This is a genomic window from Mycolicibacterium sp. lyk4-40-TYG-92 (assembly GCF_030209435.1).
GTDB lineage: Bacteria > Actinomycetota > Actinomycetes > Mycobacteriales > Mycobacteriaceae > Mycobacterium.
Map to the genome: position 1 here is coordinate 14,197 of NZ_JARVRX010000016.1, position 25,269 is coordinate 39,465.

28 protein-coding genes are annotated in these 25,269 nt (G+C 61.1%); 1 reads left to right on the plus strand and 27 read right to left on the minus strand.

Annotated features, from left to right (window positions below; translation table 11 throughout):
* Positions 1 to 29: 29 nt before the first annotated feature.
* On the minus strand, positions 30 to 1,277 hold the full coding sequence (locus QRN63_RS22040; RefSeq protein ID WP_285032711.1) for an NADH:flavin oxidoreductase/NADH oxidase family protein: 1,248 nt from the start codon (positions 1,275 to 1,277) through the stop codon (positions 30 to 32).
* Between the two features lie 98 nt (positions 1,278 to 1,375).
* Here QRN63_RS22040 and QRN63_RS22045 point away from each other — a divergent pair, with 98 nt between their 5' ends.
* Positions 1,376 to 1,960, plus strand: a complete 585-nt coding sequence (locus tag QRN63_RS22045; RefSeq protein ID WP_285032712.1) for a TetR/AcrR family transcriptional regulator — start codon at positions 1,376 to 1,378, stop codon at positions 1,958 to 1,960.
* A 739-nt stretch (positions 1,961 to 2,699) separates the two neighbouring features.
* Here QRN63_RS22045 and QRN63_RS22050 read toward each other — a convergent pair.
* The 26 genes from QRN63_RS22050 to QRN63_RS22175 all read right to left on the minus strand — a co-directional run bounded on the left by QRN63_RS22050 (position 2,700) and on the right by QRN63_RS22175 (position 25,255).
* Positions 2,700 to 3,119: a hypothetical protein gene (locus tag QRN63_RS22050; protein ID WP_285032713.1), complete on the minus strand. Its 420-nt coding sequence runs from the start codon at positions 3,117 to 3,119 to the stop codon at positions 2,700 to 2,702.
* Complete coding sequence (locus tag QRN63_RS22055) at positions 3,120 to 3,605, minus strand: hypothetical protein (RefSeq protein ID WP_285032714.1); 486 nt, start codon at positions 3,603 to 3,605, stop codon at positions 3,120 to 3,122.
* Positions 3,592 to 4,188 (minus strand): hypothetical protein, encoded by a 597-nt coding sequence (locus tag QRN63_RS22060; protein ID WP_502888175.1) that lies wholly within the window; start codon positions 4,186 to 4,188, stop codon positions 3,592 to 3,594. The genes QRN63_RS22055 and QRN63_RS22060 overlap by 14 nt, the downstream gene beginning before the upstream one ends.
* A gap of 109 nt (positions 4,189 to 4,297) precedes the next feature.
* Positions 4,298 to 4,957, minus strand: coding sequence for a hypothetical protein (locus QRN63_RS22065; RefSeq protein ID WP_285032716.1), 660 nt, complete (start codon positions 4,955 to 4,957; stop codon positions 4,298 to 4,300).
* Between the two features lie 58 nt (positions 4,958 to 5,015).
* Positions 5,016 to 5,999 carry an MlaD family protein gene (locus QRN63_RS22070; protein ID WP_350224467.1) on the minus strand — a complete coding sequence of 328 codons (984 nt, stop codon included), beginning with the start codon at positions 5,997 to 5,999 and terminating at the stop codon, positions 5,016 to 5,018.
* Positions 5,996 to 6,988 carry an MlaD family protein gene (locus tag QRN63_RS22075; RefSeq protein ID WP_285032755.1) on the minus strand — a complete coding sequence of 331 codons (993 nt, stop codon included), beginning with the start codon at positions 6,986 to 6,988 and terminating at the stop codon, positions 5,996 to 5,998. Before QRN63_RS22075 ends, QRN63_RS22070 begins: the two co-directional genes overlap by 4 nt.
* Entirely contained in the window at positions 6,988 to 8,112 is a 1,125-nt protein-coding gene (locus tag QRN63_RS22080) for an MlaD family protein (RefSeq protein WP_285032717.1), read from the minus strand. Before QRN63_RS22080 ends, QRN63_RS22075 begins: the two co-directional genes overlap by 1 nt.
* On the minus strand, positions 8,082 to 9,041 hold the full coding sequence (locus QRN63_RS22085) for an MlaD family protein (protein WP_285032756.1): 960 nt from the start codon (positions 9,039 to 9,041) through the stop codon (positions 8,082 to 8,084). The genes QRN63_RS22080 and QRN63_RS22085 overlap by 31 nt, the downstream gene beginning before the upstream one ends.
* A complete protein-coding gene (locus tag QRN63_RS22090; protein ID WP_285032718.1) occupies positions 9,038 to 10,039 on the minus strand; it encodes an MCE family protein in 1,002 nt (333 codons plus the stop codon). The genes QRN63_RS22085 and QRN63_RS22090 overlap by 4 nt, the downstream gene beginning before the upstream one ends.
* Complete coding sequence (locus QRN63_RS22095) at positions 10,036 to 10,923, minus strand: MlaD family protein (RefSeq protein WP_285032719.1); 888 nt, start codon at positions 10,921 to 10,923, stop codon at positions 10,036 to 10,038. The genes QRN63_RS22090 and QRN63_RS22095 overlap by 4 nt, the downstream gene beginning before the upstream one ends.
* Before the next feature lie 141 nt (positions 10,924 to 11,064).
* Positions 11,065 to 11,913 carry an MlaE family ABC transporter permease gene (locus QRN63_RS22100; protein ID WP_285032720.1) on the minus strand — a complete coding sequence of 283 codons (849 nt, stop codon included), beginning with the start codon at positions 11,911 to 11,913 and terminating at the stop codon, positions 11,065 to 11,067.
* Positions 11,913 to 12,830, minus strand: coding sequence for an ABC transporter permease (locus QRN63_RS22105; RefSeq protein WP_285032721.1), 918 nt, complete (start codon positions 12,828 to 12,830; stop codon positions 11,913 to 11,915). The genes QRN63_RS22100 and QRN63_RS22105 overlap by 1 nt, the downstream gene beginning before the upstream one ends.
* 35 nt (positions 12,831 to 12,865) lie before the next feature.
* Positions 12,866 to 13,315 carry an anthrone oxygenase family protein gene (locus tag QRN63_RS22110; protein ID WP_285032722.1) on the minus strand — a complete coding sequence of 150 codons (450 nt, stop codon included), beginning with the start codon at positions 13,313 to 13,315 and terminating at the stop codon, positions 12,866 to 12,868.
* The gene (locus tag QRN63_RS22115) at positions 13,312 to 13,899 is read right to left on the minus strand and encodes a pyridoxamine 5'-phosphate oxidase family protein (protein WP_285032723.1); all 588 of its coding nucleotides are present in this window, start codon (positions 13,897 to 13,899) and stop codon (positions 13,312 to 13,314) included. Before QRN63_RS22115 ends, QRN63_RS22110 begins: the two co-directional genes overlap by 4 nt.
* The gene (locus QRN63_RS22120; protein WP_285032724.1) at positions 13,886 to 14,455 is read right to left on the minus strand and encodes a TetR/AcrR family transcriptional regulator; all 570 of its coding nucleotides are present in this window, start codon (positions 14,453 to 14,455) and stop codon (positions 13,886 to 13,888) included. Before QRN63_RS22120 ends, QRN63_RS22115 begins: the two co-directional genes overlap by 14 nt.
* An 882-nt stretch (positions 14,456 to 15,337) precedes the next feature.
* A complete protein-coding gene (locus QRN63_RS22125) occupies positions 15,338 to 16,267 on the minus strand; it encodes a VOC family protein (RefSeq protein ID WP_285032725.1) in 930 nt (309 codons plus the stop codon).
* Positions 16,268 to 16,279: 12 nt separating this feature from the next.
* Complete coding sequence (locus QRN63_RS22130; protein WP_285032726.1) at positions 16,280 to 17,167, minus strand: fumarylacetoacetate hydrolase family protein; 888 nt, start codon at positions 17,165 to 17,167, stop codon at positions 16,280 to 16,282.
* Between the two features lie 56 nt (positions 17,168 to 17,223).
* On the minus strand, positions 17,224 to 18,801 hold the full coding sequence (gene mhpA, locus QRN63_RS22135; protein WP_285032727.1) for a bifunctional 3-(3-hydroxy-phenyl)propionate/3-hydroxycinnamic acid hydroxylase MhpA: 1,578 nt from the start codon (positions 18,799 to 18,801) through the stop codon (positions 17,224 to 17,226).
* A 287-nt stretch (positions 18,802 to 19,088) separates the two neighbouring features.
* Positions 19,089 to 19,670 (minus strand): cupin domain-containing protein, encoded by a 582-nt coding sequence (locus QRN63_RS22140; RefSeq protein WP_285032728.1) that lies wholly within the window; start codon positions 19,668 to 19,670, stop codon positions 19,089 to 19,091.
* Complete coding sequence (locus QRN63_RS22145; protein ID WP_285032729.1) at positions 19,667 to 20,404, minus strand: hypothetical protein; 738 nt, start codon at positions 20,402 to 20,404, stop codon at positions 19,667 to 19,669. Before QRN63_RS22145 ends, QRN63_RS22140 begins: the two co-directional genes overlap by 4 nt.
* Positions 20,405 to 20,603: 199 nt before the next feature.
* Positions 20,604 to 21,080, minus strand: a complete 477-nt coding sequence (locus tag QRN63_RS22150) for a CAP domain-containing protein (protein ID WP_502888174.1) — start codon at positions 21,078 to 21,080, stop codon at positions 20,604 to 20,606.
* Positions 21,080 to 21,439 (minus strand): DUF732 domain-containing protein, encoded by a 360-nt coding sequence (locus QRN63_RS22155; protein ID WP_285032731.1) that lies wholly within the window; start codon positions 21,437 to 21,439, stop codon positions 21,080 to 21,082. The genes QRN63_RS22150 and QRN63_RS22155 overlap by 1 nt, the downstream gene beginning before the upstream one ends.
* Positions 21,440 to 21,454: 15 nt before the next feature.
* The gene (locus tag QRN63_RS22160) at positions 21,455 to 22,069 is read right to left on the minus strand and encodes an Rv1363c family protein (protein ID WP_285032732.1); all 615 of its coding nucleotides are present in this window, start codon (positions 22,067 to 22,069) and stop codon (positions 21,455 to 21,457) included.
* 48 nt (positions 22,070 to 22,117) lie between these two features.
* On the minus strand, positions 22,118 to 22,699 hold the full coding sequence (locus tag QRN63_RS22165) for an Rv1363c family protein (RefSeq protein WP_285032733.1): 582 nt from the start codon (positions 22,697 to 22,699) through the stop codon (positions 22,118 to 22,120).
* Positions 22,666 to 24,156, minus strand: a complete 1,491-nt coding sequence (locus QRN63_RS22170) for an MCE family protein (protein ID WP_285032734.1) — start codon at positions 24,154 to 24,156, stop codon at positions 22,666 to 22,668. The genes QRN63_RS22165 and QRN63_RS22170 overlap by 34 nt, the downstream gene beginning before the upstream one ends.
* A gap of 1 nt (position 24,157) precedes the next feature.
* Positions 24,158 to 25,255, minus strand: coding sequence for an MCE family protein (locus QRN63_RS22175; protein ID WP_285032735.1), 1,098 nt, complete (start codon positions 25,253 to 25,255; stop codon positions 24,158 to 24,160).
* Between the last annotated feature and the right edge of the window lie 14 nt (positions 25,256 to 25,269).

Here is a 25,269-nt window from a genome sequence, read left to right on the forward strand (position 1 = left end):
TGTTGGTGGGAGTTTGGAGTTCGGAGGTGTTACCGGATGCCGCGTTTGGGACGGAGCGACCCGGTTCCGTTGCGCCGCAGCATCGCGAGGGTGGTGGCGAGCCGACCGCGATGCAGGTCCGGCTCGAGCCCGGCTCCGAGCCGGTGGAGCTGATCGGTGCTCCAACTGATGTTGAGTACACCGTCGAGCGCTTTGACATCGACGAATCGACCTATCAGACTTCGCATTCCGTAGTGGAGTTCGCGCGTCCGAAGGACGTCGGCCTGGCCCGTCAGTATGGCCTCGGCGGCATCGGGCATGGTCACGGTCGGGCGCGCCAGGCCAACCACGTCGCAATCTCCCGATTCGACTGCCGTAGTCATCGCGTCCCGCGACCGGAAGCCACCGGTGACCGCGAGTGGTACCTGTCCGGCCGCTGCGCGAACGGTGCGTGCATACTCCAGAAAGTAGGCTTCGCGGGCTCGTGTGCTCGCTGCTGCCGATCCCGCCATGGCCGGCGATTCGTAGTTCCCGCCGCTGATTTCGATCAAGTCGACGGCCTCGTCGGCGAGGGCGCTCACCACCAGACGGGAGTCGTCTTCAGTGAATCCACCCCGCTGAAAGTCAGCTGAATTGAGCTTCACACTCACTGCGAATGCCGGTGAGACGCGGGCTCGGATACCGCGGATCACTTCGAGCAGGAAACGCATCCGGCGATCGCTGTCGCCGCCCCACTCGTCATCACGCAGGTTGGTCAGCGGCGAGAGGAACTGGGTGACCAGATATCCGTGCGCGGCGTGGACCTGCACGCCGTCGAATCCCGCCGCTTCGCACACCGATGCTGCGGTCACGAACCGTTCGACAATGTCCTCGATCTGCGCTGCGCTCAGTGCGCGCGGCGTGGGCGAGCCCGGCAGACTCAGCGGCACCGCACTGGGCGCGACGGGGGTATGGCCGATCGCCAGCGGATTGGATTGCCGCCCAGGATGATTGAGCTGCGCCCAGATCGGCACGCCCGCATCATGAGTAGATTTGACCCAGCGCGCCAGCGCCGCCAGATCCCGATCATCCTCGATCACCACGTTCCCCGGCTCCCCCAATTGGGTGCGGTCGACCATCACGTTGCCGGTGATGAGTAGCCCATAACCGCCGCGACTCCATCGGTCGTAGAGCCGCACCAAACGCTGATCAGGTGCGTGATGCGCATCGGCCAGCGCCTCGCTCATCGCGGCCTTCATGATCCGGTTGGGCAACACCAGACCACTGGGCAAGCGAAGTGGTTCATGCAGGGCGTTCATCAGGGCCTCTCGCCGCGGTACTTGATATTATGGTCATAATATTATGACTGTATTATCATCGTCAAGGGCGGTTCGAGATACAGGTGGAGGTGAGTGCCATGGCCAGGTATGGGGCGGAGCACAAGTTGGAGACGCGCCGGCGCATCATCACGGCAGCCAGCCGGCGACTCAAGCAGGACGGTATCGACGGCTCCGGGATAGCGGCGGTGATGTCTGACGCCAGCCTCACCAACGGTGCGTTCTACGCGCACTTCGGCTCCAAGGATGATCTGGTGGCGAACGTCGTCGCCGATCAACTCGAGCAACAGCGTGTCGCGATCAGTGCCCTACCAGCCGATCGAGATTCACTGGAAGGCTATATCCGCGGATATCTGTCCACCGAGCACCGAGACAACCCACCCGACGGCTGCCCGACAGCGGCGTTACTGAGCGAGATCGGACGTTGCGCTGATGTCGTCAAAGACGCCTATTCCGCTGGGGCTCAGTCAATCGTCCAGGAGATCGCCGCGCATCTGCCAACTCTCGCTTCGGACGCGGTTCGAATGCAGGCAGCGTGGGGCCTGTTCAGCATTCTGGTGACCTCGCTGCAACTCTCGCGAGCGATCGCCGACCCCGAAGTCTCCGCTGAAGTGCTCGACGCCGGGATCAACAACGCACTCCGGGTACTCGACACTCTGAACTGACTCCGACAGAACCCCGGCGAGTCAGGCGCTGCAAAAGGAAGGGGCTCTCTGACCCGCGACGAGACTGGCCACCCCCCTGCCCCGAACGAACACACCGCGATGGCGAGCAGATGCGCCGCACGTCGAAACGACCTGCTCTCCGGCTCTTCACGTCGCCGAATTCATCCATATGGCCCACCTCGCGCTCCTCTGTTCGTACCTCGAGCAGGCCGCCGGAGCCTCACGCCGTATCAACCGTTGAGGTAAGTAGCATCAGGCGTCACGAGAAATCGGAACATGCCGCGGTAACAGTATGTGCTGCTGTCCGCCATGGTGACGCAAGTAGTTTCGTTCCAGTTCAGATAGCTGTGTGGTGGAAGTACCTGTTGCGCTTGGGTATTGGGGAACCCGATCGCGATAGCCCAGTCATCGTGGACCTGCGTGTCCCCGTTGAACCAGCCAATGTGGTCAGTTCCAGCCGGTGCTCCAGGCAGAGGGCCTGCGCAACCGAAACTACCCCGCAACCAGATCCCGCAATTGAGACCACTAGGAGAGAGAAAGTACACCCCATAGAGTCCCGGTAGAAAGTAGGTGACGGGGTCAAGGCGAGTGTAGGCCGCTAACACAAGACTGTCTTTCGGATACGGGTTGGAGGCTATGGGTTCATCACCCGGATCAGCGTGTGCCGGGGGCACATTCACCGACAGATATCCGAGGATGGAGATCGCCGCTAGCATACGTCGCACGGCACGGGGTTCGGTCACGACCGCTGCCCTCCCGTTGCGGGGAAGTTCCGGTGCGGTGTACTTCCGTAGCAGGTGGCGTCGCCGACATCGAGGGTGCTTTCGCACAGCAGTTGGTCGCCGAGGTAGATGCGGACCGTGACGTACTTGTCTCGCCAGCGGTAGGGTCGCCAATCAGCCCGCAGTTCCGCGCCGGCCCGTGTGGGACTCGTTGCATCGGGAACGTCGACTGTAAGTCGCCAGGGCAGCGAAACCTGTTGCAGGGAACTGCGTTCAGAGTCTTGATTGAACTCGACGTCGGCCAGTGGCACGTCTCCCCCGTCCGAGACGATCTCGTAGGTCACGCTGTCGCGGGCGCTGGCGGCCGGACCAGGCAGCAGCATCGCCGCACCAGCGATCAGTGCCGCGCTCATCAGTGAATTTCGCGACGGCGTCATCTATGTCTCCACCAACACGACAGTTGCCAGGTACCAGCTATCGGTGTTGCTGTTCGGCAGCGCCGACGATCCGTACGCTGTGTAAGAACAGTCACGCAGGTCTTTGTATCCGGCTATCAAGATAGACTTGATCGCGTCGGCTTCGGATTTTCCGGCGCCTTGCAACAACTTTGCTTTGGCGGCGGGCACGCCGAGGTCCTTGAGGATCGGCAGTGGGTCGGAGACTGGAACAACGCGTGCGTTGTGATCAAGGTAAGCGCCCGTTGAATGGACGGCGATTTCGGCCGTTTGGTCGGCAAGGGGTTCGGCGCGCAATGGCCCGCAGGACGCACCGCTGCGTGATTGGGCCACTGCACTTCTTAGATCGCCGGAGTAGTCCGCGACCGCCGAAGGAGCTTGAGCGAAAGTGGTTGCGACTGCCGCCGCAAGCAGCGTAGTCAGCGCGGCAATGGGAAGCGTGACCGCAGCATCGCTAGTCGCAGACATGCGACCGGTTGATCTCACTTGCCAACCTTTTCATCCGTAGGTAGGACGGCCCGGTGAACCAGTCGGGCTGGTGGGCCTTGATTCCATTGCTGACGTTCGACAGTTGTTGCCACAGGCCGTAGAAAGCTTCGCCTTCGTACAGCGGGAAGTAGGTGTCGCCCGCGAAATCCTGCTTTTGGGTGAGCGCTTGAGCTCGGGGGGCTAGAAAGTCGACAGACTGATCGATATTGGTGGTGACGATGTCAACCTGCCGCGGAAGATCGCCCACGCTATAGTCCCAATCCGTTCCGTCGGGGCTGATCCGGTTGAACTGTAGCCTGCCGATCTGGTCGTTGAGCGCCTTGAATTGCGCGGTGTACCACTGGCACATCTCGCCCTGAGCGTGGACGTCCGCATCAGTAACCTCGTTTTGCGTTTGGCTGTATGGAAACGGAAACTTGGGCTTCCAGTTGGTGGGTTTCGGTGTGACCACCGGCAGCGGCTGGATGAGCTGATCGTCGGACGCAGGCTGTTCCGGTCCGGCCGTCGCGGTCGGGACGGCCACCACGATGCCGACGAGGAGCGCGGCCGCGACCGCACACATATGCCGGCTGCCGTGACGGTCCCGGTTGGCGGCGTCCACGTCGGCCCTGCATCTAGTGGCGCAGCGCATCTGAGGCTTCACCAGTCGTTTCCTTCCGGCCGTTCCGGAATCACTTTTGGCCGACGACGGCACCGATTCCGCCGACATCGGTGATTTGCCAATTTTTGTTGCTGTCGAGCGTGAGGCTGTAGGTCGCAGTGGACTGCAACGGATCTGGAGCTTGCATCGTCTTGGTTTGAACACTGACAAAGCAGTCGACGACGTAGACGCCTCCTGTATTTGAACGCACCTTGGCGACCAGCGGCTGTGCGTTCGACATCCATTGCAGCGGAACCAATATCTGCTGCATGGATTCGGCGGCCTTGGTCAACTTGGTGTTCAGCTCGGGGCTGGTACCGGCGACCAGTTTGGCTTTCCATCCGCCGAGATCCTGGTAGTTCATCGTCGCTGCACTCACCGCGTAGTCGAGAGATTCCTTCTCGGCGTGGACATTGTTTTGCGCGACAAGTTCTTTCGCGTCGATCTGCCGGCGCGCGTCGATGTAGAGCCAGACGAACGTGGCCAGCGCCGCGACCAAGGCCGCAACGAGTGCGCCGTATGCCAGCGTTCGAGCGCTGACGGAGATAGACAGGCGTCGGTTACCTGCAGTGGTGTCGTCCTGTTGGTGATCGTCGGTGGAGTCCTCGGTTGACGTCTGGGCGGGGTCTTCCGAGTGAGGTTCGACCGATTGCTCGTGCGCGGCATCGGTGCTGTCGCTCTCAGTCGTCATGGATGGCCTTTCTCATTGGTCTCTGTCGTCACCCGGTAGTTCACGTGGCCCGGCTCGCTCAATGGCTGTCGGCGGGTGCTGCGGGCGCCGGAGAGTCAGGGATGGTCAGATGCACAGTGACAGCGCCATCTTCGGGAACGGCAGCCAACATGTTGTTGAAGACCTGACCGGTGTCAAGGTTCATCAGTGCGCCGGACATGTCATTGAGGTACGGCAACATCGATTGTGTAAGGACCTTGATGTCTCCGCCCGAATGGTCCAGGAAATGTTCCAGCCTGCCGACCAGGTGTGAGAGATTGTGCAGGGTTTGCGGTGCTCCGCGGTTATGAAGGTCCTCAGAAGCCACGTTCATGGCTGCCATGTCGTGACCCATCTTGGTCAGCCACGGGGCGTTGAAGGCCAAGACCGGGCCGACGAAGTGCGCGTTGCGCAGCAGTGCCTGAAAGTTGTCGAGCAGGTCACGTCCCTTGCCATTCATGGCTGCCGCGGTGTTTCTCAGCAGTGTCGCCGTGCGCGTCAGGTTCGGCAGAACGGTCGTCGGATTCGGTAGGGCCACATCGGCTTCCTTGATGATTCGGTCCAGGGCAGCGGGTTCGAACTGGTTGAGTATCCGAATCACTGTTGTGGCAAGGTCGGAGATCGTTGGCGGTTGGGTGATGGCGTCGGCGGCCAGCCGCTGTCCGTCGCGCAGTGCGGGCCCGCTGTCGCTGCGCGGTGCCACTTCGATATAGGCCTCGCCGAGCGCCGACAGGGTTTCCAGGCGGATCTCACTGTCTATGGGGATCGTGTATCTGCTGTCGATGTCGAATTTGACCGCCGCGCCCTCCACTGTTGTCGCGATATCGGTGACCTGACCGACCGGCACGCCGCGCAGTTGGACGCTGGACCCGACGACTAGGCCGCTGATGTCGTGCACGTCCATGGATATGTGGGTGCGCTGCGGCGACGCGGCCGGGCTGGCTCCCATGGACCTGAAAGCGTTGAGGGAGAACACGATCATGAGGGCGAACACTATGAAGGACACCGCGCCTTTGATGATCATGGCATTGCCCCCAGGATTCGCAGCACGTCGTGCACGTTGCCGGATAACTCTCGCCCGTCGTGTCCCACAATGGACGTGATGTTGATCGCGGGGTATTTATCCTGCGGAAGGTAGTAGTCAGTAAAGAGTTTTCTCCATTTGGGGACTTCGCTCTCGAACGCCCACTTGGACTTCTGTATCGCGCCAGTAGCGTCGGCCAACGAACGCAGCAGCGGGACCATCCAGAACCCACCTGAGTAGATAGTGCCGACGCTTGGATAGGCGGTGCCGGCGTATTGGTACAAACCGTAGGCGTTCTTCCAGCCCTGCAGCCCTTGCGGTGAAAACCAGGTCTGGAGCATCGGCATGCGATCGTGCATGACTTGGGCGCTCTGAGCCACCCCATTCAGTAGCAGATCGACGTTGTTGATGTTGCTCGACAGATCGGAAAGGTCGGCGGCGAACTGTGTGGCCATCTTGCGTACGTCCGCTGGAGGCGGTGTTATCCGGTTGACGCCGATGATGCTGTTCTGGATGCGTTGCAGGGAACCACTTCCTGTGAAATCTGCGAGATGGGCAATGGTGTCCTCTAGCTGCGGCGGTGAGGTCGTCTGTGCGACGGGGATTCTCGCGTCCGCTGATAGCGGCGCGGCCGCGGGGCTACCGGTAGCAGGCCGGTCCAACGCGATATAGATGTCCCCGAGCACCGTCGCCTGCTGCAGACTCGCGTGAATGTCTGATGGGATCGCCACGGCAGAATCCATCCGCGTCGTGACGTTCACGTGATTGCCGACAACCGCGACGCCGGTGACGATCCCGACGGTGATGCCGTCCAGAGTTACCTTGGCGCGGGCAGGCAAATTGAGAACATTGTCGAACTCCATCACCAGGGGGTAACCGCCGGGGAACGAATTACCCGGCGCGGGAAGAGCGTTCACGTCGATGGAAGCGCAGGATGAGACTGATGCGATGGCCGCGATCGCTGCCACGACAGCTCTAGCTCGGCGCATCATCGGCTGGCCGCCTGTGTCAGGACGTATTGCAGTAGTGCGACATCCATCGCATACGGCTTTCCTGCTACATCGGTGCAGCTGCCCGGGCTGGCAGCGTTCATCGCGCCGCAGCTGATCAGTCCATCGACCGGGGTGGCGATGCGATACAGCGGTGGTCGGTATCTGATGTTGAACTGCTTGCGGTTAAACCAGTTCTCCAGCTTGTTGATGATGACGGGGAAGGGCTTCAAGGTGTCGGCGATCACAGTGGAGTGGGCACTGGCTTTCCGGAGCGAATACTCCAGATCGTCGAGCACGGTTTCAATCTGATCGCCGAGCTCGACCTCCACGTCCGACGCCAGGCCGACCAGTGGAATGACACCGCCGAAGATGGGGGTTGCCAGCGCCTGCTCCACGTCGGGCGTGGTCTGGTAAGTCGCCACCAGAATGTGTTTCAGTGGTCCGCTGATCTCCCGGAGCGTGGATGTCAACGTGCCTAAATTGATTATGATGGAACGGATGTCGCTTACTGCCTGATCGGGAGCATCCAAGAGCGCCGACGATCTGCTGAGGAGTTGATTGAGTCCCGGCCCGTTGTTCTGAATTGCTCGGTCGAGCTCGGAGACGACGTCCCCGACGTTTGTCGAACCCTCGGGATTGATGGCATTGAGGAAACTGGTGGCCGAACCGATGATGTCGGACAGGCTCTTCGGCGTCGAGGATCGCGACAGCGGAATGCAGCTGTCGGTGACCAATCGGGCTCCGGAGGTGTAGTTCCCGACAAGCTCCAAGGCGCGATCGGCAAGGATCGAAGGCGATCTGGTCACCGCTCTCACATCCGCGGGCAGTGGACGGTCTGTGATGACTTTGAAATCGACTCGGACGCTGCCTGCAGCCGGCGTGATCGTCCTGATCTCGCCGACTTTGTAGCCCATCTGGGTAACCGGGTTGCCGATATAGAGGCCGACGGCATCGGGCATCGTGGCGCAGTAGTCGACGTAACGTTGCTCCTGCGTTGCGGGCGACCACGAGCCGGTCACCAGCGCTGCCGCGCAGCAGCATGCCACCACCGTGCCCGTCTTGAGCGCGCGATGTACCCGCGCCGGTGCGCCTAACATGGTGCGCCCGGCATCGGCATACACAGATCCGTGGCCAACAACTCCGGCGGCGCCTGTTGAATGTCCAGCACCCGTTCGATGTGGCGCTGAACATCTCTGAGCCCGCGGACAACTGTTCCGTTGCGGTCAACCCACAGCCGGCCCTTTTCCAGAAGTTCGCGCACCTTCACGATGAACTCCGGTCGATGATGGTCATACATCTCGCCAATCGGCTTCAGCGCCTCAATGGCGACGCCAAGTCCGTTGAGCGCCCCGCCAAATCCCTTGCTGTACAGCTCCAAAATCGACTGGATGATGGCGAGCTTCTCGACGAGGGCTTTGAACTCTTCGCGAAAATCACTCAACCGCTGTATGTACTCGTCGCTCAAGTTGAGGATCGCGGTGATTTGGCCGCGCTGCTTGTCGATCGTCGACATGATCGTGTTACCAGCATTGACGATGGTGCTCAAGGTATCGACATTGGCGCCGCGCAGGCCTGCCTGCAGCTCGTTGAGCGACTCATTGATCGGCTTGGCGGCCAGGTTATCGGTCACTTTGGTCACATCGCTGAGCGTGCGAATCAGGCTGTAGGGCATGGTCACCCGTTCCAACGGAATTTCGTCGGCACCCAACGGAACGTCGCCGAGGGAGATGAGGTCGACGTAATAGCCGCCGACCACTGTCAGCATGCGGACTTCCACCGTTGATTTGTTGCCGACGAACGCACTGTTATCCACCCGTGCGCTCACCCGCACCCGATTCGCCTCCAGCGATACATCTTTGACCTTCCCGACTGCAATACCGGCGATGCGCACCTGGTCTCCCGGCTGCACGGATGCGGTGTCGTCGGTATAGAAGGTGACGGTCTTCTGCCCGGGTGGGCTGACGTACAGCAAGCTCGCGGCCCCTGCCACCACGGCGACCAGTGCCAGCGTTACGATGCCCCAAATTGTCTGGCGGCGAGTTGCTTTCATCGGTTGCATAGCAGGACCTTCTGCCCGTTAAGCAGGATGTCCACCGTTTCGGGCAGCTGCGCGCGACCCCGTGAGCACTGCTGCGGCTCCCCCGGTGCAGGAGGCGGTGGGATGTTCTGCCACATGACGGGTATGAGCTTGAACGTGTCGAGGGTTTTGTCGACGTTGTTGAACGCCGTGTCCATGGCCGTATCAATGTCGGCGTCAGGCTTGAATCCGACATTGGTCAGCAGACGTTGCAGCGGCTCGACAAATTCCGGCCCGTATAGCTGTGATTTGCGGAACTCGTCCAGCACCGTCAACGCGCTGTCGATCGGTGTGTTCATGCCGTTGACAATCGTGATCAGGTCTTTGCCGTGGCCTCCCATGACCTGTGATACGTCGGCGAGGTTGCGCATCAGCGTGGCGACCACTTGCTGGCGGTCGGACACGAACTGGGTGAGCTTGCGGATGCTGTCCAGTACGGGCGCAAGTCCGGATCCGTCACCCGAGAGGAAGTTGGCGGCACTGGCGGCGAAGGTGTTGAGTTGATCTGGATTCAGTGTCGCGAGGACGGGTTGCAGGCCGTTGAACAGCCGGGTGACGTCGAAGGATGGCTCGGTCATCGTGACCGGGATTGAAGTGACCAGGCTGGCGGAGACGTAGTCCTGGGAAGGATTGAGGACATCGACGTACCGTGCCCCGGTGAGGGTCTGGTACTTGACCGCGATTCGGGTAGCTGCCACCACTCCGTACTTCTTGTCGAGCGTGAAGTTCACAGACGCAACACTTTGTCCCCGTTGCCGCTCCAGCACGGTTTCGACAACCCGGCCAGCTAATACGCCTCGAACGCGCACATCGGCTCCCCCATGTAGACCGGAGATATCGGTGAACTTGGCCGTGTAACTCTGGGTCTGCACGTTCACGGGCCGCGAAATGCCGCTGAGAAGAAGCACCAGCAGGACTGCGGCAGTGACGGCACTGATCGATAATCGCCACAAGGCTCCTCGGGGCTTCACTGCGGACCTCCTAATGCGGCGAGTGGGGCCGCCACCCCGGGCAGGCTGTCCAAGACGATCTTCATCTGGAGGGCACGCTGTTCCCCGTTGCCGGCGAACAGCTTCTCCAGGCGTGTACGTAGTTGCACCAGGGTGCTGGCGAAGTCGTCCGGTCTGACCAATGCGGGTATCGGATCGGTAAGGGCTTTGACGGCGTCGATCGAAGGCAGCAGATCGTCGACGTAGTTCGACTCCAGCCGGCCGAAGCCGCCGAACAGTTCAGTTGATCCGACCCGCATCACTTCTTGAAGGCCGTTGACCCACTGTTCGTCGTTGTATTTTCGCGGTATCGCCGTGAAGTCCTCACCCGCCCCGAGAAGCGCGTCGGTGTAGGACGGGAACGCGGCCGCGATGGCTGTCGATGTCGCCAACAGTCGTGCTGTGGAGACAGTTTGGACGTTGGCGAGGGCGTGTGTGGTGATCAAGACTGTCTCGATCAATGGATTGAGTCCGTCGGTGTATTGCACCGCGCGATCGAGGACGGAGATCAGCTGCGGCGTCAGCGAGCTGACGGACACCACGCCAAGCCGAGACAAAACGGCCTGCAGAGTTGCGTTGGCCTGCGGCTGCGTGGTGATCTGCATTCCGTCACGCAATTGCTGTCCGCCGCCAGGTCCCGCGGTGACGTTAACGCCCGTGACGCCAAAGTAGTTGACCGGACGAAACTCGATTTTCATGGTGTCGGTCAGACGGGCTGTTGGAGCCTTCTGTAGGTCGCTGAGCATCCGAACTCCGCCGCCAGGCAGGTTCGATATGGACTTGACCGTGCCGACCTGTACGCCGTGCATCACGATGGCGCTTCCAGCGCGCACGCCTTGACCGACGTACGGCGAATCGATGGACACCGAAATCCGGTCGGGTGCCGGGCCGGATGAAGGAAGCAGTGCACTGACCAAACCCGCAGCAGCAGCGCATAGTACGACCACGACTCCAATGGCCGCCAACGTACGGTCCTGCGAATCCTGCGATCCTCTAAGCAACATGCGCTATCCCCTGAACACGAACTGGGGCTGCAGGCCCCAAAGAGCGACAGTGAGGGCAAAGTCCAGAATCATCACCGCCACCAGGCTGGTACGGACGGCACGGCCTGACGCCTGGCCGACGCCGGCCGGCCCGCCTGAAGTGAAATACCCGTAATAGCAATGGATCAGAGTCACCGCGATGCAGAAGGTGCTGGCTTTGATCGCTGAATAGACAAGATCGGTCGGGGTCAAAAACATGGACAGATAGTGGTCATAGGTGCCGCCGGGCTGGTCGTAGAACACCTTGATGAAGGTGCTTTGCACGTAGAACGCCGCAACCATGGTGAGCAGGTATCCCGGGATCACTACCAATAGGCCGCCGATGAGCCGAGTGCCCACGACGAACGGGATTGGTCGAAGGCCCAACACCTCAAGGGCGTCGATCTCCTCCGAAATCCGCATGGCACCAATCTCGGCCGTCATTCGGCACCCGGCCTGAGAAGTGAAGGCGATACCTGCCACCAGCGGTCCGATCTCACGGACGGTGCCGACGCCGCCGATGATCCCCGACATCGCGCCAAACCCGATGAGGTTCAAAATCGCGAAGCCTTCGATCGCAACCGAGGCACCAACAGCGATACCGAGGAAGAGCAGAACACTGATCGTGCCACCGTCCACGATAAGCGAACCGCGCCCCCAGGCCAGACTGTTCATAGCCTGCAACGTTTGTCGGTAGTAGCGGCGCAGCGTCAACGGGAGGTACCACAGCGTTGTCCCGATGAACAGCGCCCACTGGCCGGCTTCGATCAGCGGCTGCCGGATGGTCCGCACCACCGATCGACGAGTCTCAAGGAACGCCGACGGCGCGGCCACTAGGCGACCACCGTGGGAAAGAACATCACTTGCAGCTGGGTGATGGCGAGGTTGGCGACAACAATGAACACCACGTTGAGCACTACAGACGAGCTCACCGCGTCAGCGACGCCGCGGGGGCCACGGGTTGCCTCCATGCCGCGCAACGACGAGATGATGGCGACAATCGCCGCGAACACTATCGTCTTGGCCATCGCGAACCAGACATCGGTCTGTTGGGCGAAGAGCCCGAACGACTGCCAGAAGCTTCCGGGCGTTACATCGCTGAGCGTGACCGCAAGGATGAACGATGCAGTCGTGCCCGATACCAAGATGACGGTGATCAGGATCGGCGCGATGCCCACCAGCGCCAGGAAGCGCGGCACCACGAGACGGCGGACCGGGTCGACGCCCATCACTCGCAGTGCGTCCAATTCCTCGCGGATGGCCCGTGCACCGAAGTCTGAGGCGATGGCCGACGCCGCCGCACCACCCATCAACAACCCCGCTGTGATCGGTGCGCCTTGGCGGACAACGCCCGTACCACTGGCCGCGCCGAGCAGCGAGCTTGCACCCATCTGACTGACCAATCCAGAGGAAACCACCGACACCATCGCGCCGAACGGAATAGCCATCAAAACGGCCGGTATCGCGGTGACTTTCAGCAACAGCCATGCCTGTACCAGGAATTCGCCGACGGGCAGCCGCAATGAGACGGAGTCGAGGACCGCGTAACGGACAACGGTGGCGCCCAACGCCGCCCCTCGGCCTACCGTGGCTATGGATCTCGCGGGTATCGACCGGATCCGCAAGAGGGTCTGCCCGACCCTTGCGGCGCCGCCAGTCTTGCTGCGCTGGGCGTGCCTATCCGCGAACGCGTCAGCAGCCGGCACGGCCGCGTCATCGAGTTCGAGCGTGTCACTAAGGCGAGTCGTCATCGTCGGCTACCCGCCCAATTGGACGTGTGCATGCGCTAGACGATCGCAGCGGCGAAACAGGCAAGGACGCCGAGTGCAACCGCGGTGCGAGCCCAGTGGAAGCGGCGCCAAGCGGTTCGAATCTGTTCGATGCCCTCTGGCGCTTGGCCCTCGGGAAGCTTGCGGAACTTCGAATTCATCGGTTCGGCGCGAACAATCGAGGCGATCATGATCACACAGATGAACGCGATCCCGACCCACGCGAAGACCGCAGAGCGGCCCTGGCTACCAACTGCGAACGCTAGCGCGCCCATCATGCTGATCAGCCCGAGAATCGGAATCAACGGGTCCAAACGGTATAGGGATCGGCGGAAGTCGACCGCATATTGCTCAACCGGCATGCGCTGCCACAGGTTGACCCGTTCGATCGCGACGATGAAGATGGCGCCGGTGAACAACCCGCCGAACACAATCATCACCCAGGCGAACATCTGCGTCATCGTCATTGCGGCACAACCACATTCGCGTCCTGCACGGACGTCGGTTGCAGTTTGGTTTCGTACGGCGCCAGCGCCGCAACGTGTTTGCCATCGGAGCTGAAGGTGACGATCCGACGCCACAACAACCGTACGCGGTTGTCGTTCCACACCGCCTCAACCGGGTCGATGCGAAAGAACGCCTGGTGGTGGGCAGTGCCCTTGGCGAAAGTGTCGAACATCGACACGTCTTTCAACCAATCGAACTGTTCGCGACTGACTTCGACGGCCCGCGCGATCTCGGCCGGGTCGGTTACGAACGTGGCGTTGCCTTCGACTTGAACCGCACGCAATTGCCCGCGGCCATAAAAGCCATCGGGAGGCATTGCGGCGATCGTGTAGCTGACTCGCGGATCACGTGTGATGGCCTCGTGCTTACGCGAGTATGTGAACGTGTGCAGGTAGACGCTGAGGCCGTCGGATGCGAAATGCATCATCGACACCATCGGCTCTCCGTCCGGTCCGAGCACGGCGAGTGAGCCAATCTCCTGCTCTCGCAACAACTCGGCGATCGCCGACTCGACCTCTTCTGTTCCTGGTTCAGTGATGGCCACCGCTGATGCCTTCCGTTTCTGCTTGTGTGTCCTGGGCTTTGAGCGCCGGGATGACTGTGTGGTCGACGAACGCGACCTGGTCCTGTTCATTGAACCCGTCAGCGGCGAGGACGTAGCGGACCATGATCTGCCCCATGACCAGCTCGAAAAGCGTGGTAGCGAGAGCGGGGTCTCGCAGCTCACCCCGTCCGATCGCACGCTGGATCACGTCCCGGCAATCTCGGCGGCGCGGTTCCACCGCGGCAATGCGCACCACATCGGCGAGCGATGGGTCGCGCTGTGCGGCCACAAGCAAACTGGCAAATGCCCCTGGATCCTCGGTCGCCCCCAGTTTGGCCATCAAACCGACCAGCGAAAGCAAGTCTTCCCGCAAAGTTCTCGCTCCCGAAGGTAATTCAGGGTGGCGTTGCGATGCGTTGATCAATGCGGCGCAGACCAAAGCCGACTTGTCGGGCCAGCGCCGATAGATCGTCGTCTTGCTGGACCCCGCCTTAGCGGCCACCGCGTCGATGGTGAGCTCACCGTATCCCACCTCCCCCAGCAGCTGCAGCGTCACGTCCAAGATGACGACTGCGCGACTGGCTCCGCGGCTTCGCGCCGGTGGCCGGCCCCCAGTGATGTAGCCCATAGTGTACGTAATCGTATCGATCAGAAACGCATTTTTCAAGCTCTTAGGCAAAGGTTTTCTGGTTTATCGAAACGTTTACGTATCGATACCTAAGTTCGGCGCCCCGCCCAGTCGTAAACGAGCAGGCCTAGCGGGAATTACCGAAAGACCCAGGGATACAAAACATCTCTCGCGATTAAGATCGAGGGCTACGTCAACTTCAACGCCGCTACTGGGCAGCTGAGCACGGCAACGTCCAATTTCGCCGTGCGAGATGTTCGCATCAGGTCGTCGGGATCAGCAATATGGTTCGAGTCAAGCGGATTGAAGAACTCGCCTGAATCCAGCTGCGTTGTCGTTGGGGCTCCGACCCGGACGCATTCGATCATGCGGAGAAGCAGTTCGGGCTTCCTCGACTAGCAACCCTGAGCCGAACTGCCCCACCCATTTGATCTCGGCGACAGTACGGCCAACTCGACAACTCAAGGTCCGCCGAACGCCTCATGTGACGAACAGCAGGTACCGCCGAGAGCGAACCTACCAGAATCACGGCTAAACCCACCCAGGCCGAGCACCGACGGCCAAGTCCCAGAATCTGAGCTAGGCAACAGCTGCCGGCTCCTGTGAGCAGGCGGGCCGCTGCAGCGACTAGATATACGAGCGCGAGTTCGAAACCACGCTGTATGGCCCAAGGCTGTTGTGCCAGTTGACCGAAGCCGGGGCCGGGTCGAGCCGCCCCACCGCCGGCCGAGTCTCACCAGCTATTTCGTTGAGGCCGGTCAGCTAGACCATCGGAGGACCTTGCCGCAGGCCACCTCGCTACAGCAGCCATCAGCGGGACGAGGGCGAGTGCGCACCCGTCATCAGTTCAGCAAGGTCGTCAGGTGACAGAAACGAGGGCGGCGGTGGAGGTCCCCACGCGTACAGGCCTTTCATGCCTTGCAGCACTTCAGGACTCCACATCTCGTCCTGCGGCACGATGTCCATATCGGAGTAGTACTCGGAGAAGTTGCCGGCAGGGTCTTTCAGGTACCAGAAGAAATTTGCACCTGCGTAGTGTCGGCCCAATCCCCAGACGTGGCGGTCCGGGTTGTCCTCCAACATGGCGTGCGCACCTCGCCCCACATCGTCGATATCATCGACCTGCCAACTGGTGTGGTGAATGAAGTTCACGGGTGCGGCCATCGCGAGGACGTTGTGATGTTCGGTCGAGCATCGCATGAACGCGCCGTGGTCGCTGATGTAGTCGCTGACCTCAAACCCCAGCCCCTCGACGAAGAATCGCATGGTGCTGGCGAGGTCGACCGTGCCGAGTACCGCATGCCCGAGCTTGCTGGGCCGCACCGGCTGGGTGCGCGCAATGAACGGTGCGCGCCCCAACCGGTCGATCCGCCCCGGACCGTTGTAGACGGGTGCCATGACGTTCGGCTGCACCGTGATTCGCGGCCGTATTTCCACTGATACCGGGGTGCCGGTGGCCGTTTCCGTAGTGCGCAAAGAGGTTTCGTCGCGTTCCGCGGAGACTCCGATGCCCTCCAGTCGGCGGGCTATCCGAGCGATGTCGTCGTGATCGTCGGCGGCAATCGCTAGTTCAACCAGCCGGCGTTGAGGCGCATGAACGATCTTCAATTGGTCTCCGCCGTTGCGAGTGGCGAACACACCATCGCCCCTGTGCGATAGTCCGAAATCGGCATAGTAATTGATGGTTTCGGCTACATTCGGAACGCCGAGCGTAACTTTGGCCAGGCCGTGTAGTGCCATGAGCACGCTCCTTTAGACGGTCGGACGTTCGGGCTGAAAGACCTGATGCAGTTCGCCGATGCCCTGAATCCAAGTGTCGAGGCGCTGCCCAGGCGCAATGAAGCGCTGCGGCTGTCGGCCGATCCCGACGCCAGCCGGCGTACCAGTGAAGATCAGATCGCCAGGGAAAAGCACCACGTTTCGCGACAGGGTAGAGATCAGCTTCGGAACCGAAAAGATCAGATCTCGGGTGCGGCCCTTCTGAACTTCTTCACCATCAAGTGTGCAACCCAGCTCAATGTCGTCAGCATCCGGAAACTCGTCAGGTGTGACCAACCACGGCCCCTGAGGCGAGAAGCCAGCGAAGCTCTTGCCGAGACCGAATTGAGGTGCAGGACCTCGTAGTTGGGACACGCGCTCCGAGATGTCCTGGCCCGCAGTCAGTCCGGCAACATACGCCCATGCCGAGTCCTCATCGACCTTGCTCGCCTTTCGACCAATGACGACCACCAATTCTGCCTCCCAGTCGACGTTGCCGCCGGCTGGCATGACCACCGTGGAGTCGGGTCCGGAGAAGCTCGACACATACTTGGTGAACACCGGCGGTAGGTTGGTGGGCGACTCGAAACCAGATTCGGCGGCGTGGGCGTCGTAGTTCAGACCGATGGCGAATACCTGGCGAGGCGATGGCGACGGCGGACCGAGTTTTTGCCGGTCGAGGGAACCGGGTGAGTCCTCCGGGAGCGTTTGAGTAGATGCGGATTTCGCGAACCATGTCACGAATTCGTCCCAGCGGTCATAGATGTCGGCGATGCGGGGGCCGAAACGGCCGTTAGATGCGGTGGCGATATCGACAAGATATTCGGCGCCGTCATCGCCCAGGACAGCGCAGGCGCGTTCCGCATAGTTAGCAAGTCGCATATCTTGTACTCCTCAAATCGTTGCGTTTTACTACAGACGTTGTTTTGAATAGGTTGTCAGACAGTTGATTTCACGGAGTCCGTCACGTGAATTTTTTCCGCGTACTGGTTTGCGAGGCTTGGGATATCCGCATATGAGCCCACTGCGCCAAACACGTAGTGGTCTGGGCGTACCAGCACTGCCGCGATATCGTTGCGTGCGAACCACTCTGCCCAATGACCGTCACCGTCGACAAGGTCGCAGTCACCTTCGTTGCCGAGGGCGACGATCTGGACGCCAGCGTGCCGTAAGGCAGAACGCGCACTAGCGGGCACGTCAGCCGCGGTTCGGTGAAGAAGAAGCAATGCTCCCGGACCTGTTGCGTCATCGAGAAGTTCGGTGCTGCCGCAGTGTATGACGGGATATTGCGGAAGCAGCGTGCCGCGCAGCGAGCGCACGTCATTGTTGGTGGCCGTGACCCCAGCACCGAGGACGGGCAGAGCGGTCACGGGCAACACCCGTGCCGGATCTGCGCCCTCGCTGATCATTCGTTGATCGCGTTCAGCAGCCTCGTGAGGATCCAGGACGCAAATAACCCGACCGAGTTCGACTGACATGGCGATAGCGTGTTGTAGATGAGCGCTACGTTCAGAAGTGTACGAATCAAGTAGCGCGACGTCGGATTGCCCGCGCAGCACCCGGTCGAGCTTCCACGACAAGTTCGCCGCGTCGCGAATGCCCGAACACATTCCCTGACCGGCAAATGGCGGCATGAGATGGGCAGCATCCCCCGCGATAGCGACGCGTCCAAGGTTCCATCGGTCAGCCCAGCGTGCAGCGAAGCTGTACACGGCGTGGCGTTCGATACGGCTGTTCTGCGGGGTACGGCCCCACGGTTCCAGGAGCCGCCATGCCATCTCTGGCGTGTTGAGCTCGTCCCGGTCTTCGTCGGGCAGTCGCATGAATTCCCAACGCCTGCGGCCGGGACCGCCCGATACGACGGTGGTTGGCCGGGCAGGGTCGCACAACTGCCAGTTCTGTGGGGACCATTCGCGCTGATCGAGGGGGACGGTATCCACGATCAACCAATCGAAGAAGAATCCGAGATCGTGCAACGTCACGCCCATAGCCTCGCGGACGAAACTATTGGCGCCATCACATCCCACGGCGAAATAGGCGTCAGTAGAACGGAGTTGACCGTCTTCGTCCGCATATGTGACCTGGACCTCTTCCGCCCGTTCAACAATGTCCACAACCTGCGCGCCGCGCAGCAGTGTGACAGTCGGCATCTGTTCGACGGCGGTGGCCAGCACGTGCTCGAGATCAGGCTGCGAGAAGAAGCTGGCGGTCGGCCAACTACACGGACCCGTGCCCGACCAGTCGATACGCACCAGCGCCTCACCCGCGGCGTTCCGCCATTCGTAAGAGTCGGGCACCGCATCGGAGATCGCCTTGACCTCGTTGGTCAAACCCATCGACTGGAAGACGCGGCCGATTTCGTCGTCGAAGTGGACAGCCCTCGGCAGCGGATACGCCTGGGGCCACCGCTCGAGGATCAGCACCCTGTGACCTGCGAGTCCGAGCATGCGTCCCAGCGAGAGCCCGACCGGGCCGGCTCCGACGATGATGACGTCGTGCATCTCGTTGTGCGTCATCGCTTTATCCGCTCTACGGTTCGGTCAACGGGCGCCGGTATCCGATCATCGGGGTGCGATGCAAAAACCGGGTGCAACAACTGATCACGCTCTTTCTGGGACAGGCAGATGTGTACGGCTGACATGCAGGCCGAGTGTTATTCCGGCGCAGCATCTTTGCGAAGAAGCTGCGTCGACTATGCAGGACTTGGCCGACTGGCAGACTCCTCGCACCCGAACGGCGTCGTACTACTACGGGGAGTCCATGCCGGGCGTCTTGAGGGGGTCACTGCCCGACAGTCTGTGGATCACGCCGTCGGCGTCGATACCAGTTCGGCGGACTGGGAATTCGCGTCAGCGGTATAGCCCCAGCCAAACGCATCCAGATCAACCTTGTCGGCCACGGTGCCGCAGCGGCCGCACGTCCTTTCATCGGTTGCCGCGTTGAACCGTGCACACGCCGCGGCGTATACCCGAGGAGCGTCGGCATCATGATCGTGCTGCCACTCCAGGCGGTATAGCTCATCCCCACAGAGCTCGCAGAACCAGGCAGCGCCTTCGAGGAAGGTGTCACCAGAAAGATAGCGCAACATGATGGTCTCGTCGTTGGGCTCAATCCGGTGCGGAGTACCCGCCGGCACGTAGGCGTGATCGCCGACTTGCAAACGCAATGTGTTCACCGAACTCAGGCGCATGCGTACGACTGCGTCCCCGGACATCACCGCAAGCACGGTGTCGTCCGCAAAGATCTGATAGAACGGCTGCTCAATCGAATTGCGCGCCAACGTTACTTGGGGATCGACGTCCATGGGCAAGACGGCTAGGTCCGCGTAGTTGCCAACTGTGGCGCCAACTTTCAGTGAGTCGAGCATGCGACGGCGGTTGGTCATGCGTGGGCCTCCTCAGCCTTGGCGCGAAGTTGGTGGTAGGAAGCGTTCACCACGCGGGTTTGATCAACCATTCGTTGCCAACCCCAGGGATCGTTCGGGAACAGATCGTGGACGTGGCCGCAGTTCGAACACGTACGGCCGTCCTCGGAGTTGCGGATGGCGACAAACTCCGACGACCCGGCCAGTGTTGAGAACTGGTGGTACACATCGTCTGCTTTGCCGAAACGGGTCGGATCAAAGTCCGGTGCGCCGGCCGGGCCAGCGGGGTATTCGAGCCGGACGATCTCCTGCTTGCACTTCTTGCACTTGGCAACGAGCGCTTCGTTCTGGCCTGCCTCTTCGCCCTGACGCTGGGTGATGGTGGCAACCACGAAGGCCTCGGGGTCGTTCTGATCCCGCAGGAATGAGTTGACTCCATGGAATTTCTGCAAGGCCATGATCGAACCCGACTGCAGCATGGCTTCATTCGACCCAAACGTCACACACACTTCGGAGACGCTGTTGCCGTGGAAGAAATGGCCGTAATCACGGTCGGGGCCGCCGAACATGATCGTGCCGCACGGCACGATCGCCCCGGCCTCGTCGTACGGAAAAATCGGCATCAAGTTCGCAGCCGACTTGGCCATCCGTTCAAAGACGCTGGCTTTCATCGGCTCGCGCCTGCCATCCGGCGGCGGTATCCGGCGTGTGGGATTCATTTCCGGGATCTGCCCGGTTTCGACGACGTCCGTCATGCTGACACCTTTCTCAGCGCGAACAGCGGGTCAACCGTGAACAATTTATGTCGCGTCATACGGAACAGTGACCGCTATCACGCTTCAACGGTAACAATGCTGACATCACTCATGCAAGCCATTCCAGGGGTTGACTTTGGGTATTTACCCTGCTCGGAGCGCGTTAGTGGCGACAGTGACGGTAGTTGGGCATCGCCGATCAGGCCGGCGCGCCGTACACCGCGACGACGACCGTGCGATCAATACTGTTTTCCGACCAGACGCCCATGTCGATGTTTGCACAGTTGCTCATGATCGCCATGTCAGCGGGGTTGTAGTACCACTGGTTCAGGATTTCGATACCGCTGATCGCGATGGCCGGATTGATCGCGACGGTTTCGGCCACCGTTCCCCGGTAGCCGGCGGCGTGCGCGCGCTGCGCAGGGGTCGATCCGTCAGCGCCGTTGTTGCCGTCGAGATTCCGGTTGGCCATGAGGTCGTCAGCGTGCCATTGCGCTGCCATTTGAAGTTGCGGGTTGCGACGTACCTCGTTGGTGCAGCCGGCCTGCCGTTGGATGGTGTAGACGTTGGCAATAACACTGCTGTTGAGCCGACTATTGTCGGCTCGGGCTCGTGCCGACAGGCCCAGCGTCAATGCGACGGCAGTAAGGCTAAGTAGAGCAATCGTTTTCATCATTATCCTGGCGGCGGTTGATAGCCGGCGGCGGATTGACGCAGTTGCCAGATCTGGGCGGGGCACAGCTCGTCAATGGCCTGGCTGAGCAGATATTCGGCTTGGTATTCGTCGGTGGTCTGCTGGTCGGTTTTGATCTGGCCGATCATCGCGGCATACGAATGGCCGCCGCTGACGTCAGCACAGAGCTGGTAACCGTAGCGCAGCGCATCCTCCGGTCCGCTGAATTGATAACCCGGACGGACGGTGATGTTGACCAGATAGCCAAGGCTATCGGCCTGCGCCGCAGGCATATTGATCGCAGCGATGCTGAGTGTCGCACCAGCAATCGCAGCTACGAAGGTGAACCGATGACGGGGCATGGCCGGGCCCTCGGTCTAGACCGGCTCGAATTGGGAAATCAGCCAGCGGTCCCCGATTTTGTCGAGGGTGACTCTGACGCACGAGGTGCTCGAGGTGGGTGCGCCGGCACCGACGGTTGTGGTCTGGTTGACGAACAGCAGCGCCACCGCGTGCCGGTCAGTTACTGATACTGAGGCGCTCGCAGGAACTGTTGCGACCGAAGAGATGTGCTTCTGCTTGGCTCCGGGAATGACGACGTCATCAACCAGCCGCGAATAGGAATCGCGGAACGCCCCAGTCAGTCCGTCTCGGGCAGCATGGAGTGTTTTCTCCGCAGTGTCCGCCTCGTAGGACAGCAACGCCACGGTGCCGTCCGATGCGGCGCGCAGGGTTTGAGCCCGGGCAGTATCGGCCTCGACAGCCGAATGATCGCGGTATGACAGTGATCCTGCAGCTGTCGTCAAGAGCAGGATCACCGCAGGCAGTAGTCCGAAGGCGATCAGGCGGCTCCACCGGCGCTCCGCATGCCCGGCGTCGGACTCTGCTGCCGTTTCCGCCTTGTCCGCCGATTCATCAACGCGAACCGCGGCGATATCGAGTTCGTCGTCGGTCAGGTCTTTTGATGAGTCCAGTGTATCGGCGCTAGTCATGTGTGTGGCTCTCCTGTGAGTTGCGATGGACCGGAAGCGGTTTCATCCTCAAAGCACGAATTCGACATTGGAGATTTTTGTATCCGTCCCATTGCGCTGAACGCTGATCCGCATCCGCCAGTGACGCAGTTGCTCATCCGGCGCGCCGGCGGTAGCGGTCTTCACCGAGACCGCCACGAGCACTTGTGCCTGGTTGCCCTGTTGGAATTCCAGTCCAGCCTCGGTGACGGTGCCCGTTGATGTCGACTGCACCTTCTTGACCACTTCGATAAATGGCTGCGATCGCTGCAGGAAATCGTCGCGAAAGGTGCCGGTGGACGAGTCCAGGATCCGCTGGACGTCTTTGTCGACCTCCGTGTGGCTGATGGTGGTGAGATTTACCGCCTCTTGTTTGGCCGCGTCGACGAACGAACTGCGTTGGTCATCAGCCTGCCGGTGGCGGTAGTCCTGGTAACCAAGCCATCCGACCAGGCCGACCAGCCCGACTGCGATTGCGGCTCCGGCCACGATCGCCGTCTTTGTGGTTGAATGCTGTGCCTCAACCGCTGCGGCAGCAAGGTCCCCCACGACCCTGTCACCGGCATCGTCGGTGTCGTTTAGTTGTTCGGTGGCAGCAACATCGATTGCCATGTCTTGTCCTTCGTGGCGTTGGGCGATAGGTCCAGCTGGGTGTAGAGCTTGCCGTCAGGGCCGACGTAATTGCCTGTGGCAGGGTCGTACTCGGCGAGGACAAGAGGAAGTGGCGCGCTGGCCGGTTCCTGCGCGTTCGCTGGAGCGCCGCCAGAGAGGGGTGCAGCGGGTGACGACGTTCCCGGCGGCTGCTGCGGAACGGCCTGGCCTGAAAGGGTGGCGTTGGGGTCGCCCTTCCAGTTGTAGCCTTCGTTGAGCGGCACGTAATTCGTGTCGCTTTCACACATTTTCACGGTTGGCGCCCGCTTGCCTGGGACGGTTTCGCAGGGGAAGTTACGGGCACCGCGGACGTTGAGCTGGGAATCCTGCGGCACGCGGCAGTAAAGGTCCCCGTCGGGGCGTGCCGGGTAGTCCACCTCGCTGGGTACCCGTTGTTGCTGTGGCGGCAGGAAGCCGGTGTTGCAGACAGGTGGCACGCCGAGATTGAGGTTGAAGTCGAGATACATTCCCTTGTAGGGCGATTTGATGCTGTGGTCGGCGACCATGATCCCCTGTGCGACGGCGACCAGTTGCGGCGTCAGTACGAGCAGCTGCTCGATGTTCGGTTGATAGATCACCGCTGTCTGGCCGATGCTGGCGAGGTTGGCCAATAGTATTGGGAGGGTTGGCTTCAGCCGATCGAACAGTTGCCGGCCCTGATCAGCTGCGGCAGCTCCGTTGTGGAGTATGCCCGCAACGGAGGCATCTTTGATCGCGAACTGTTTGGAGAGGTCGGCCACGTGTGCGGCCCAGGCTCTGATCGCATCCGCAGTGTTGGCCTGCGAGTCCAACACCGGCTGAGAGTCATCGATGAGGGTGAGCAGTGAATCGAGGTTCTTGTCGGCATCGATCGCAAGCGCTGATCCCCCCTTGACCAGCCGCGTCAGTTCCGGGCCCAAACCTCCTACTGCGAGGTAGCTTTCGTCGACTACGGTCTCGAGGTTCTGTTGCGGTATCGCAGTCAGACCACGGTTGGTTGCGTCGAGCAGCGCGTCGAAGTCGGGCGGCACTGTCGCGTTCCACGGGGCAATGACGTCGCCGCTTTTCAGCGGCGGCGCGCTGTTCGCAGGTTCCGGCATCAAGTTGACGTACTGTTCGCCGATGGCGGACTGGCTGTGTACCTCGGCACGCACCTTCGACGATATCTGGTATTTCGAGTCCAACGACAGCACTGCCCGGACTCCGGAATCGGTAAGCGCCACGGTCTTGACCTGCCCGACGACGGTGCCGCGGTAGGAGACGTTCGCCTGCGGGTAGAGCCCGGCCGCACGCGGCAATTGGAGTGTGACGTCATACCGTCCGATCCCGAAAAGCATTGCCGGCAAATCGATGTAGCCGACGATCAGAATTCCCGCGGCCACCAACGCGATGGTGGTGAACACCGCTAGCCGTATCCTGATGCTCAAGGCGAGGTGCATATCACGGCCTCTGGTCGAGGTGGTACGGAACCACCAGCGGGTTGCCGCCGGTGACAGGGCTGGGTAGCTGGCCGATGGTGCGGCCCCACTGCATTTCCAGTTCGGTGAGATTGCCCTCCCACCGGGTTCCGGTGAAGAACGATGTGTCCAGCCTGCTCAGAGTCATGTCGATGACCATCGTGATGTTCGCGGCATCACCCCGGAAATACTTGGTCATCGTCTCTTTGGGCCAGGGGTAGGTGGCCAGCAGACTCAGCGAGCGTGTCAGTGCCGGACCGGCATTGGCCAAGGCATCGAATACCGGACCGAGTGCCCGGAACTCTTTAGCTAAGGCGTCTTTGGTCTTGTCGGCCGTGTCTGCGGCGAGTGCGCTGAACTTTCCGATCTGATCGAATGCCTCGACGAGCTTGTTGCGGTTGTCGCTGAGTACGGCCAGGGCGTCAGGGATGGTTCGTAAAGCGTTGTCCATCAACGGCTTTTGTTGGGCGAACTGAGTGGTGACGTTGTTGAAGCTTTCGTTGGCTGCGATGATGTCGCCAATCTGGTCCTGGACATGTGCGCTGAACTCGTCGATCCGTTGGATGAGCGATCTCAGGTCGGCCTCACGCCCGGCGAATGCGGTGCTGAATGCCTGGGTGATGTCCTGGGCTTTGGCCAGGCCACCGCCATTGAGGAACGTGGACGCGACTGACAGTGTCTGCTCAGTCGTCGGGTAGGCGCCTGCGTGACTCAGTGGGATCAGTGACCCCTGATGAAGATGGCCCTCGGGGGCTTCGTCGGTGGGCGGTGCCAGTTCGATGTGCATGGTGCCCAGCAGGCTGGTCTGGCCTATTTTGGCGGTGGTGTTGGCCGGTAGCACGACATCACTGTTGAGGCGCATTGTGACTAGTGCATGCCAGTCTTGGCGCTCGACCTTGGTCACGGTGCCGACGTTGACATCACTGACTCGGACTCGTGAATTGGGCTGGATATTCACCACGTTGGGCAGTTGGACTTGCACGACGTAGGAACCGGGGCCTTGCCCCTGAGTACCGGGTAGCGGCAGCGAGTTCAATCCGTGCCACCCACCGCAACCGGCCGTAACAGCCGCGACAGTCATCAGCGCGAGCGCGA

Bases quoted from the DNA above. Each gene is read 5' to 3' on its own strand.
- QRN63_RS22175 (WP_285032735.1), bottom strand. From the start codon at position 25,255: ATGACTGTCGCGGCTGTTACGGCCGGTTGCGGTGGGTGGCACGGATTG.
- QRN63_RS22050 (WP_285032713.1), bottom strand. From the start codon at position 3,119: ATGACGCCGTCGCGAAATTCACTGATGAGCGCGGCACTGATCGCTGGT.
- QRN63_RS22130 (WP_285032726.1), bottom strand. From the start codon at position 17,167: ATGCGACTTGCTAACTATGCGGAACGCGCCTGCGCTGTCCTGGGCGAT.
- mhpA (WP_285032727.1), bottom strand. From the start codon at position 18,801: ATGACGCACAACGAGATGCACGACGTCATCATCGTCGGAGCCGGCCCG.
- QRN63_RS22070 (WP_350224467.1), bottom strand. From the start codon at position 5,999: ATGATCATCAAAGGCGCGGTGTCCTTCATAGTGTTCGCCCTCATGATC.
- QRN63_RS22145 (WP_285032729.1), bottom strand. From the start codon at position 20,404: ATGACGGACGTCGTCGAAACCGGGCAGATCCCGGAAATGAATCCCACA.
- QRN63_RS22085 (WP_285032756.1), bottom strand. From the start codon at position 9,041: ATGAAAGCAACTCGCCGCCAGACAATTTGGGGCATCGTAACGCTGGCA.
- QRN63_RS22170 (WP_285032734.1), bottom strand. From the start codon at position 24,156: ATGCACCTCGCCTTGAGCATCAGGATACGGCTAGCGGTGTTCACCACC.
- QRN63_RS22160 (WP_285032732.1), bottom strand. From the start codon at position 22,069: ATGACTAGCGCCGATACACTGGACTCATCAAAAGACCTGACCGACGAC.
- QRN63_RS22165 (WP_285032733.1), bottom strand. From the start codon at position 22,699: ATGGCAATCGATGTTGCTGCCACCGAACAACTAAACGACACCGACGAT.
- QRN63_RS22065 (WP_285032716.1), bottom strand. From the start codon at position 4,957: ATGACGACTGAGAGCGACAGCACCGATGCCGCGCACGAGCAATCGGTC.
- QRN63_RS22150 (WP_502888174.1), bottom strand. From the start codon at position 21,080: ATGATGAAAACGATTGCTCTACTTAGCCTTACTGCCGTCGCATTGACG.
- QRN63_RS22125 (WP_285032725.1), bottom strand. From the start codon at position 16,267: ATGGCACTACACGGCCTGGCCAAAGTTACGCTCGGCGTTCCGAATGTA.
- QRN63_RS22105 (WP_285032721.1), bottom strand. From the start codon at position 12,830: ATGACGACTCGCCTTAGTGACACGCTCGAACTCGATGACGCGGCCGTG.
- QRN63_RS22060 (WP_502888175.1), bottom strand. From the start codon at position 4,188: ATGTGTGCGGTCGCGGCCGCGCTCCTCGTCGGCATCGTGGTGGCCGTC.
- QRN63_RS22155 (WP_285032731.1), bottom strand. From the start codon at position 21,439: ATGCCCCGTCATCGGTTCACCTTCGTAGCTGCGATTGCTGGTGCGACA.
- QRN63_RS22040 (WP_285032711.1), bottom strand. From the start codon at position 1,277: ATGAACGCCCTGCATGAACCACTTCGCTTGCCCAGTGGTCTGGTGTTG.
- QRN63_RS22045 (WP_285032712.1), top strand. From the start codon at position 1,376: ATGGCCAGGTATGGGGCGGAGCACAAGTTGGAGACGCGCCGGCGCATC.
- QRN63_RS22055 (WP_285032714.1), bottom strand. From the start codon at position 3,605: ATGTCTGCGACTAGCGATGCTGCGGTCACGCTTCCCATTGCCGCGCTG.
- QRN63_RS22110 (WP_285032722.1), bottom strand. From the start codon at position 13,315: ATGACGATGACGCAGATGTTCGCCTGGGTGATGATTGTGTTCGGCGGG.
- QRN63_RS22075 (WP_285032755.1), bottom strand. From the start codon at position 6,988: ATGCGCCGAGCTAGAGCTGTCGTGGCAGCGATCGCGGCCATCGCATCA.
- QRN63_RS22140 (WP_285032728.1), bottom strand. From the start codon at position 19,670: ATGACCAACCGCCGTCGCATGCTCGACTCACTGAAAGTTGGCGCCACA.